The sequence below is a fragment of the Crystallibacter degradans genome (assembly GCF_012952295.1).
GTDB classification, from domain to species: domain Bacteria; phylum Actinomycetota; class Actinomycetes; order Actinomycetales; family Micrococcaceae; genus Crystallibacter; species Crystallibacter degradans.
Genome location: NZ_JABBCH010000035.1, coordinates 1 through 10,159, shown reverse-complemented (window position 1 = coordinate 10,159; position 10,159 = coordinate 1). Strand labels below are relative to the sequence as shown.

Here is a 10,159-nt window from a genome sequence, read left to right as displayed (position 1 = left end):
CGGGCCGAAGCCGACAACAGAGCCGGGGTCGGCCAATGACCCGCGTAAACTCGCCCTTCCAGGGGCATCCCACATCACAGCGGGGAGAGGAGGCGTCATGATTCATCAGATGAAATACGCAGACTACGCACCGTCATATGCGCCGTTATCGGCGTTTGCCACACTGGAGGGGGTAAAGATCCAGAGCGGTGAACTCAATGGTCAAGGCGCGCTGAGATTGTGCTGGAAGGAATGCTCGCCTCGCTCTGCAGCGATCCAGTGATGCGCCCTTGTCCCTCCCGAAGGGGGTGCTACGAAGGGATGAAAACTTTGGAGGGGAGAGTACTTACCTATTTGTTCGCCAAATGGGAACCGCTGCTAACCTTGCTGTCCGCGCTACCCGCCCGGTTGCCAAGTTTTTGGGCCCTGGCCAAACTGGTCAGGGCCCAAAACATGGGCAATCTTTTCGGTGCAGTTACTCCGCTTTGTCCAGTTCGCGCAGGTCGATGCCGCGGGTTTCTTTCATTGACATTGTCGCGGCGAGAGTGCACACGCAGAGCAGGATGATATACACGCTGAACACCCAGCTCAGGCCCCAGCCCACGAAGAGCTGGTTCAGGTAGGGCGCGGTGCCACCGAAGAGGGCGACGCCGAGTGAGTAGGCAAATCCTATGCCGCGGGTTCGCATACTAGTGGGGAAGTTTTCGGCCTGCATCGCAGCAAAGATGGAGGAAGCCAGCGCCCACAGTGTCAGTGCAATGGCTTGAGGTATGAATAGTGACCACCAGGAGTCCGAAACCATGGCGGTGAGCGGAAAGACCAGCACGGCGGAAGCTACCGCAAAGAACAAGACCTGACGCTTACGTCCGATCCGGTCCGAGAGCATGCCGAAAAGAGGCAGGCTGATCAGTGCCACGGACTGTGCGGCTAGACTCATCCAATACGCCAGCGACGGGTCCATACCTTGGCTGGTAATGGCGTAAGTGGAGATGTAGCTGCTCCAGGTGTAGTGCACCGCCGTAATGCCTGCGGTGAACAGCACCATGCGGGTAGCCGTTTTGATCACGCGAGCACGCGGCCAGGCGTTGTCTTGGGCCAGGACCGGCACAGTCGAAGCGGCTCCTTCTTCGAAAACGTCAGACTCATCCATGTGGCGGCGCAGCAGCAGCGCCACGATGGCCAGTAGCGCGCCGAGCAGGAACGGGATGCGCCAGCCCCAGGCCAAGACGGCGTCGTCGCCGAGCACGTCGGTGATGACGGCGCCAAGCAGGTAGGCGAGGATGGAGCCGCCGACGATGGCCACATGGATGACCGAGGACCACAGCCCCCGGCGGTTGTTCGGTGCGATTTCCGCAATGTAGGCGGTCGAAGTGGCCGATTCCCCGCCGTGTGCGAAGCCTTGGACGACCCGTGCCAGGAGCAGAATAACGGCGGCCCAGACCCCGATATTTTCATGTGTGGGCATGAGTCCGATGATCAGGCTGCCGGCAGCCATCATGAGCATGGTAGTTACCAGGACGAATTTGCGGCCCTTCCGGTCGGCAATCCAGCCGAAGACCACCCCACCGAGCGGGCGGAACAAGAAGCTGACCGCGAAGACGCCAAGAGTAGCCAGAATGCCGGAAGCGGTGTTCGACGGCTCAAACATGACCTGTGCAATGAACGGGGCAAACACCGCATAGGCGCTCCATTCGTACCACTCGAGCACGTTGCCGACTGTGCTGGCGACTAAGGAACGGACTTTCGACCCGGATCGGGGTGCTGCCGGCTGGGCAGGTAGCCGGTCCTGGACCCCGGTTGAGGATGGGAATTCTGACATCAAAGCTCCTGAAAATCGGACACACCTGTTCAGTGATGTGGATTACGTTTCATACAGATTGTCACAAGTTGGATCCAATCACAACATTTTCTTGTGACCCGTCCCGCTTCTAAGCCATTCTTGCCATATTATGGATCCAATTGACTAGTTATGCGGAGGACACAGATGAGCGGCACGCAGGGACTGCCCGGGCTACGGGGGACGGATCATATCGGGTTTACTGTTCCTGACATGGAGCAGGCACATGAATTCTTTGTCGATGTATTGGGTTGTGTCCATGTCTACTCTCTCGGCCCGTTTCTGCCGGAGGGAAACTGGATGGCCGAACACCTCAATGTCGCGGCGGAGACGGTAATGCGCGAGATTCGTTTTTACCGCTGCGGGAACGGAACCAATCTAGAGGTCTTCCAATATGAGGCGCCGGAGCCGCATGTCCTCCCGCCGCGCAACAGCGATATCGGGGGACACCATCTGGCGTTCTACGTGGAGGATCTCGATGAGGCCATCGAGTACCTGCGTTCCAAGCGGATCAAAGTTCTGGGCGGCCCGACGGAGAGCTCGGGGGCCAGCCTGGGGCAGCGGTGGGTATATTTCCTGTCCCCTTGGGGGATGCAGTTCGAACTCGTCAGCTTCCCGGACGGTAAGGCCTATGAGAAAGGCGCGGCCGTCAGGCTATGGGATACCCGCAGCTGAGCCGGGTTAGACAGTTTCAAAGATTTCGGGATGCCTGACCAGTTCCAGTCTTGTGCGGCGCAAATGGCCCAACATCAGCCGTTCGGCCTCTTCGCCGTCACGGTGTTTGAATGCCTCCACGAGGAGCCGGTGTTCGAGGTGGGTCAGCTGGAGTCCGTCCCAGCCGATGAGCTGGCTGTACGCGCGGCGGTAGTGCTGGGTGGTGTTCCACAGCCGCTCCACCATGGAATAAAGCATCGGCATGCGTGCGGCCCGGTAGCTCTCCAGATGAAAAGTACGGTCCAACTCCAGGTACTGTTCAACATCGCCGGCAGCTTCGATGCCCGCGACCATGCCCGTCAGACGCTCAAAGTCGTCGTCCGTGTAGTTGACGACCGCTGACGCCAGGAGGAGAGGGTCGAGCCGCTCCCGAATCAGGTAGGTCTCTGTGCATTCCTGCAGGTTCATAGCTGCCACCCATGCACCGGTATTGGCCACGAGGGTTATCAGACCGTCGGATTCAAGAATCCGCAGTGCTTCACGCACCGGAAGACGGCTTGCGCCGAACTCTTCGGCGATAATCTCCTGCCGAATCCGCTGTCCAGGCTTGAGACGGCCGTTGAGGATCTCGGCGCGCAGACTGTCAGCGATTCGGCGGCTTGCCGCTTCCCTCACCGTGCTTTGGTTACCGTTCAGTGCCATGCCTTTCAGCTTATGGTGTCCACGCCTAAATTTTTGCCCTGTACTGCCCTGGTCACCCCGCCATGAACAACCCGCCGTTTACGTGGATGATCTCGCCGGTCACGAAGCTCGCGGCGCCGCTGCACAGGAATGCGGCCACGGCAGCGACTTCTTCCGGCCTGCCGTAGCGGCCTAGGGGTGTACCGGCGAGCATGTCGGCGCCACGGTCGGCGACCAGCCCGGCGACCATCGGTGTTTCGATGGTTCCGGGAGAAACGGCATTAATACGGATCCTCGGTCCAACCTCGAGGGCCAGACTGCGCGTCAGTGCGATTACTGCCGCCTTGCTGGCCGCATAGTGGCCGTGGTTCTTGCTGCCGCGGTGTCCGGCGACCGAAGCGAAATTTACTATCGCACCACCGTCCCGCAACATCGGGACAGCCTCACGCAGCAGCCTGAAAACACCATCGAGATTGACTGACATGACCTTGCGCCACAGTTCATCGCTCGTCTCCGCTAGTGGGGATTCCGGGTAGATTCCAGCGGCCGGGACCACGAAATCCAGGCCGCCAAATCGTGTGAGCGCCGATGCAAGCGCGGCCGAGATCCGGGCCGGATCGGATGCATCCCCGGCCACCGTGTGGACACGGTGGGCACCGCCGAGCTCTTCAGTCAGGGCCGCCAGCTGCAAATCGTTCAGATCCATCAGGACAAGCTGCGCTCCGGCCTCATGGAAGATCCGGGTAACTTCCCAGCCGATGCCGCCCGAAGCGCCGGTGATGAGCGCAACCTTGCCCGAGAAGTCGAACTTCACGCCGTTCATGCGTACCAGTTTCCATCGACCGTCATACCGCCATCGGCCATCAACAGGTGCCCGTTAACGTAGGAAGATGCCGATGTGGACAGGAAATAGATGACCTCGGCGATCTCCTCCGGCTCGGCAAAACGCCCCAGCGGAGTACGCGCCTTGATCGGCCGGTCATCGAGCTTACCCTCGGCCACCAGCGTGTCTGTCAGGGCGGTGCGCACGTAGCCGGGGCCCACCGCATTAGTGCGAATCCCCTCCGATGCCCATTCCACGGCAAGCGTCCGTGTCAGTCCGGCGATCCCCGCCTTTGCGGTCGTGTAACTGGCACGTCCAGGCATCCCAGCTAGCGCCGCAACGGACGCCAGATTAACGATGGTGCCACCCCCGTTTTGCTTCAGCAGCGGATACGCTGCCCGGCAGACACGCATGGTACCGGTCAGATGGATGTCCAGCATCAGGGAAAAATCCTCGTCGCTGACCTCGCGGCTCAGGGAGGGACGCGCTATCCCGGCGGAATTGATCACCGTATCCAGGCGTCCTTCAACCCGGCCGACACTCTCGAACGCCGCCACGACGCTGGCATTGTCGGTGACATCGACGCGCATTCCCCGGGCGGCCCCAGCGCCGAGCTCCGCCACTGCCTTATCCAGGCCGTCCTGAGCGAGGTCCATAAGGACCACGGATCCGCCGCCGGCAACCCAGCGCTTGGCAGATGACAGGCCGATGCCCGAGGCGCCTCCCGTAATGGCAGCGACAGGACGATGCAACGTGTTTTCCATGCTTTGACTCCTAATGGTATAGACCGTGATGTGTTCAAGCTTACAATAGTTGGATCCAATACTGCGTGAAAAACCCGTATTTTCGGCAAGTCGAAGTCGAATGGCGTTTGCGTTGGATCCAAAACCGTCGTAACTTGGAGTTCAGTGACCCGAGTCACGCAACCTTACTTCCTTGGCTCCGGCCGGGTTCCCGATAGCTTCCGTGGAGATTTTCGATGGCTAAAACCAAACCCCTGACCGCCAATGTTGATTGGGTCGAGCTGCGCACGACGGAACAGGACTGGCAGCAGGCGGAACCTGACCTGCTGAAGACCATGCTGGTTCAGATGCAGATCATCCGATCCTTCGAGGAGTCTGTCCTTGAGTTGGCCGGTGAGGGCCTCGTGCATGGCCCGGCACACTCAAGCATCGGCCAGGAAGGTGGCGCCGTGGGCTCCGCCGTGGACCTGCGGCCCGGCGACGGCGTAAACGGCACACACCGCGGCCACCACCAGTTCCTGGCCAAGTCCCTGGCCTATCTCAGCCGCGGCACCGGCGGCCGCATGGATTCGGCCTCCCCCATAACGAAAGACATTCAGTCCTTACTGCAGCGCACATTGGCGGAAATACTCGGACTGGAGCAGGGCTTCAGCCGCGGTCGCGGCGGTTCCATGCACCTGCAGTGGACGGAAGCCGGAGCGCTGGGCACTAACGCGATCGTCGGGGGCGGCGTGCCGCTGGCAGCAGGTAACGCCTGGGCACAAAAACACGATGGCGACAGGACCGGGGGCGACACCGACCTGACCGTGACATACTTCGGCGACGGCGCCACCAACATCGGCTCCGCCCTGGAGACCATGAACCTCGCGGCAGCCTGGAAACTGCCCCTGTGCTTCTTCATCGAAAACAACCTCTACGCAGTATCCACCCACGTCGCCGAGGTCACCGGAGAACCACGCCTCTCTGCCCGCGGCCCCGGCTTCGGCATCAGGTCCTGGCGGGTCGACGGCATGGACCCCCTTGCAGTGCATCTGGCCATGAAGCAGGCCGCCGAACACATGCGCGCCGGCAACGGCCCGGCACTCATCGAGGCTGAGGTCTACCGCTACTTCCACCAGAACGGCCCGTTCCCCGGCAGCGCCTTCGGTTACCGGTCCAAGGCCGAGGAGAAGGCCTGGCGCGACCGCGACCCCATCCAGCGGATGGCGGCGGAACTGCAGAAGCTGGGCCTGATGGACGCCGCTGCCCTCAAGGAAGTCACGGGGCAGATCAAGCAGGCCTGCGACGACGCCGTCTCCGCACTAACCGAGCAGGATCCCGAGGCCAAGCCCGGCAAGCGAAGGATCCGCCCAGAGCTGTGGCCAGACGCAGGTTTCGTCGATTTCGGCATCCGCGGAGATCTCTCCGAACTCGACGGGGCGCGAACTGAGGAAGAAGCCACTTTCGGCGGCGAGCTCGCCGAGCGCAGGTTCATCGACTCCGTCGCCGACGTGATGCACGCGCGGATGGACAACGACAAATCCGTCGTCGTTATGGGCGAGGATGTCCACCGGCTCAAGGGCGGCACCAACGGCGCCACCCGGGGACTGAAGGACGCCCACCCGGATCGGATTCTGGGAACACCGATCAGCGAGAACGCCTTTGCCGGTCTCGCGGGAGGCATGGCCATGGACGGACGATACAAGCCCGTGGTCGAATTCATGTACGCGGATTTCATGTGGGTGGCCGCCGACCAGCTGTTCAACCAGATCGGCAAGGCCCGCCACATGTTCGGCGGCAACGGGAAGATGCCCCTGGTGCTGCGCTCCAAGGTAGCCATGGGAACCGGCTACGGCTCACAGCACTCCATGGATCCCGCCGGTATCTTCGCCACCCAGCCCGGGTGGCGCATCGTGGCTCCATCCACCCCCTTCGACTACGTTGGCCTGATGAATGCTGCACTCCAGCTGGAGGACCCGGTAGTCGTTATTGAGCATGTGGACCTCTATGCCACCAGCGGCGCTGCCCCGGTCAATGACTTCGACTACCAGCTCCCCTTCGGCAAGGCCGCGGTACGCCGGGAAGGCACTGACATTACGGTGCTGACCTATCTGGCCATGGTCCGGCCGGCCCTGGAAGCAGCAGAGGTCTCCGGCCTCGACGCCGAAGTCATTGACTTGCGCTGGCTGGACGCGGCGAGCATCGACTGGGACACCATTGGCGAATCGATCCGGAAGACCAACAACGTGCTGATCGCCGAGCAGGGTGCCCGCGGGACGTCATACGGAAACTGGCTAAGCGAAGAAATCCAGCGACGCTTCTTTGACTATCTCGACCAGCCCGTCCAGCGGGTCACCGGAGCCGAGGCGTCACCGAGCATCTCAAAGGTCCTGGAACGGGCTGCCTACGCCGGCCGCCCGGAAATAGACAACGGACTGGCCTCCGCCGCCCGCAACCTGGACCGCTGAGTCCTTTCCCGCTCCCCACACCCCAGCCGCCTTTCGCGGCCCGTTTCTGGAGATAATCTCATGGCAACTTTGCTGAACATGCCGGCCATCGTCGCTGACGCGACAGAAGCTGTGCTCTATACCTGGTTCAAGGCAGCGGGGGATTCCATCCGCGTCGGTGAACCCATCGCCGAAATCGAAACCGAAAAGGCCACCGTGGAAATGGAGGCCGAGCAGGACGGCATCCTGGCCAGACTCATCGCAAGCCCAGGAGAAACGGTCGCCGTGGGCGCACCCATCGCCGTGATCGCCGCAACCGGCGATGCCGAGAAGGACATCGAGACCGTCCTGGCCTCAGCTGGCTCAAGCGCTGCCGCAACGACAGAACAGCAGGATGGAGCCGCGTCTGAGGCTGTGTCGGATTCCGTCGATCTGGCCGCAGGTGACAATGTCGGACGCATCTACAGTTCCCCGCTCGCCCGCCGGCTCGCCCGGGAGCACGGTCTGGACGTCACGGCCCTTAATGGCTCCGGTCCCGGCGGCCGCATCATCCGCAAGGATGTTGAAGCCGCAATTGCAGACGAGCTTTCCACAGTGCAGACGGCAGCGTCCGCAGAAGGTCCCGCTTCCGCAACGCCCCCCGCACCCGCCCCGACTCCGGACGCTGCTGGTCCGGGCATCGAGACCGTTCCGTTCACGCGCATGCGCCAGGCCATTGCCCGGCGGCTTACCGAGTCCAAGACCACTGTCCCGCATTTCTACCTCACCGTCGATGTACGCATGGATGAGCTGCTCGCGCTGCGCAAACAAGTCAACTCGACGGCGGCACGTAAGATCACGGTCAACGACCTTATCGTCCGGGCCATCGGCCTGGCCCTGCGCGATGAGCCCGATGCCAACGTCGGCTTCAACGGAGACAGCATGCTCCGGTATGACCGCGCGGACATCTCCGTCGCCATTGCCACCGACGGCGGGCTTATTACTCCTGTCGTCCGCGGCGTCGATCGCACCTCGGTTACCGGGATTAGCGCAACCATCGCCGAGTTCGCCGCCCGGGCCCAGGCTGGCAGGATTCGACCTGACGAGCTGGTCGGTGGGTCCTTCACAGTCAGCAACCTGGGAATGTTCGGCACCAAGGAATTCGCTGCAATCCTCAATCCGCCGCAGTCCGGGATTCTCGCCGTGGGCGCCGCCGAGCCCCGCCCCGTCATCCTTGACGCCGAACTGGCCATCGCCACAATGATGACCTGCACCCTCTCAGCGGACCACCGTGTCGTAGACGGCGCCGTGGCAGCCCGGCTCATGGCCGCATTCAAACAGCGGATGGAAAACCCGCTGTCCCTCCTCATTTGACAGAATCGAGATCCCTTGTGAAACAACTCCCGCGTGACAACCCCATGTCCGCGCCGTTGGCCCCACGTGCCCTGGCGCGGACATCCCTTGCACCGCATGCTGTGGCACTCATCGATGTTCCGCCCGGTCAGCCGGGTCCCGAACAGGTCCAGGTGGCTGTTTCGCTTTGCGGGATGTGCGGCTCTGACGCCCATGTGTACCGGGCCGATGCAGGGTATGAGTGGGTGACTCCGCCAATCGTGCTGGGGCACGAAGCAGTGGGTGTCGTCACTGCGACTGGTAGTGATGTGCCGGACTCAGTGGCGCCGGGAGCCCGTGTGGTACCGATGTCGCTGATGGGATGCGGCACATGTGCAATCTGCACGAACGGGCTACCCCAGATCTGTCCGGAGCGCACGACCTTGGGCTTAAGTGTTCACGGTGCAGTTTCAGGTCACTGTCTCGTTCCCTGGCAATCCCTTGTTCCTGTGCCGGAACGTCTTCCGGACATGACAGCAGTGCTCACGGAGCCGGCCTCGGTAGCCTGGCGTGCGGTGGCCGTAGTCGGAGAGGTAGTTTCGGGGCACCGGGTGGTAGTTTCGGGCACTGGCACAGTCGGTTTGATCGCCGCATTGGTGGCAACGTACCGGGGTGCGGACGTCACATTGCTCGGCCGATGTGGGCCCAGCGCTCAATCCAAGAAGACCTTGGCAGACCGGCTGGGGCTCAAGTTTGACACGCATGCCCCCGAGCCCGGCACCGTCGACGTATGGATCGAGGCGGCCGGATCTGCGGCCCAAGCCAGCGCAGCCCTTGACGCGCTTCGTCCAGCAGGCAAACTTGTACTGGTTTCACTCTATGCCGCTCGGCCGGATTTCGATGTTAACATCGCCGTCCGCAAAGAACTTGCCATCCGCACCAGTTACGGGTCCGTTCGCGCGGACTACGAACAGACTCTTGATTTCCTTTGTTCCTCGCCGAATCTCGGGGCAGAATTGGTGACAGTCTTTCCGATGGCCCAGGCCGAGGAGGCGCTGCGGCTGACAGCGGAAGGTGGCGCACCGAACGGCGGCATGCCGTTAATCAAGGCGGCCATTGCCCCTAATGAGTGAGAATAAGAGAGCCGACCAGTGGGGATCCGGACAGGAAATTCGTTTCGACGTACTTCCACTGGGTCTGAACATCTCGTCACCAGTTATCATCACGCGGTTGTATACGAAGTCAACCGAGCCATCGGGTCTCCCGTCCCGTCGTCGGGCAAAAAGGCGTGCGGAAAGCAGGCCCTTTCATTCGGTAAGTTCGTGCCGGCCTCTGCCCCCGTCTACACGGCGGTAAGCGGATGTCTGAAGCAGACCCGCCTAGCTGTATTCCCCGCGGACGTTAGCGATATTCGGCGTGGCAGGGTGACATAAAGAAGACCTCCGGGTGGAGTGGGGCTTGTCTAGAGTCCATTCCACAAACGAAGGTCTTCATGATCCACCCTAACGCCATTCCCGCTCCCAAGGGTCGACACCAACTGGCCAAATTCGTGGTCGACGAGGGGTGGACGCTGCAACGTGTGTCAACGGTCATTAGGAATTGCCCATAGGCGGCCAGCAGATCTTCCCGCTGGTGGCCAGTAGAAATACCCATTGGTGGCCAGCTGGTTTGCCCGCGGAGCAGGTTGGGTTGCTGGCCACCGGGG

At 61.8% G+C, this 10,159-nt stretch carries 8 protein-coding genes and 1 pseudogene; 5 read left to right on the top strand and 4 right to left on the bottom strand.

Annotated features, from left to right (window positions below; all coding sequences use genetic code 11):
• Positions 1–454: 454 nt before the first annotated feature.
• Complete coding sequence (locus tag HGO92_RS22655; protein ID WP_169998891.1) at positions 455–1,798, bottom strand: MFS transporter; 1,344 nt, start codon at positions 1,796–1,798, stop codon at positions 455–457.
• A 165-nt stretch (positions 1,799–1,963) separates the two neighbouring features.
• Here HGO92_RS22655 and HGO92_RS22650 point away from each other — a divergent pair, with 165 nt between their 5' ends.
• The gene (locus HGO92_RS22650; protein WP_169998889.1) at positions 1,964–2,491 is read left to right on the top strand and encodes a VOC family protein; all 528 of its coding nucleotides are present in this window, start codon (positions 1,964–1,966) and stop codon (positions 2,489–2,491) included.
• A 6-nt stretch (positions 2,492–2,497) separates the two neighbouring features.
• On the opposite strand, the gene HGO92_RS22645 is transcribed toward HGO92_RS22650, so the two are convergent.
• Genes HGO92_RS22645 through HGO92_RS22635 form a run of 3 tightly spaced genes read right to left on the bottom strand, consistent with a single transcriptional unit; the run spans position 2,498 to position 4,738 of the window.
• A complete protein-coding gene (locus HGO92_RS22645) occupies positions 2,498–3,172 on the bottom strand; it encodes a GntR family transcriptional regulator (RefSeq protein WP_169998887.1) in 675 nt (224 codons plus the stop codon).
• Positions 3,173–3,224: 52 nt separating this feature from the next.
• Positions 3,225–3,974 carry an SDR family NAD(P)-dependent oxidoreductase gene (locus HGO92_RS22640; RefSeq protein ID WP_169998885.1) on the bottom strand — a complete coding sequence of 250 codons (750 nt, stop codon included), beginning with the start codon at positions 3,972–3,974 and terminating at the stop codon, positions 3,225–3,227.
• Complete coding sequence (locus tag HGO92_RS22635) at positions 3,971–4,738, bottom strand: SDR family NAD(P)-dependent oxidoreductase (RefSeq protein WP_169998884.1); 768 nt, start codon at positions 4,736–4,738, stop codon at positions 3,971–3,973. The genes HGO92_RS22640 and HGO92_RS22635 overlap by 4 nt, the downstream gene beginning before the upstream one ends.
• Before the next feature lie 215 nt (positions 4,739–4,953).
• On the opposite strand from HGO92_RS22635, the gene HGO92_RS22630 reads away from it, so the two are divergent.
• The 4 genes and pseudogenes from HGO92_RS22630 (at position 4,954) to HGO92_RS24040 (ending at position 9,587) form a co-directional block, all read left to right on the top strand.
• Entirely contained in the window at positions 4,954–7,164 is a 2,211-nt protein-coding gene (locus HGO92_RS22630; protein ID WP_169998881.1) for an alpha-ketoacid dehydrogenase subunit alpha/beta, read from the top strand.
• A gap of 60 nt (positions 7,165–7,224) precedes the next feature.
• Positions 7,225–8,496: a dihydrolipoamide acetyltransferase family protein gene (locus HGO92_RS22625; RefSeq protein WP_169998879.1), complete on the top strand. Its 1,272-nt coding sequence runs from the start codon at positions 7,225–7,227 to the stop codon at positions 8,494–8,496.
• A gap of 44 nt (positions 8,497–8,540) precedes the next feature.
• Positions 8,541–8,960, top strand: a pseudogene (locus HGO92_RS24820) (alcohol dehydrogenase catalytic domain-containing protein); the annotation flags it as partial.
• 24 nt (positions 8,961–8,984) lie between these two features.
• Positions 8,985–9,587, top strand: coding sequence for a zinc-binding dehydrogenase (locus HGO92_RS24040; protein ID WP_240974904.1), 603 nt, complete (start codon positions 8,985–8,987; stop codon positions 9,585–9,587).
• The last annotated feature ends 572 nt before the right edge of the window (positions 9,588–10,159 follow it).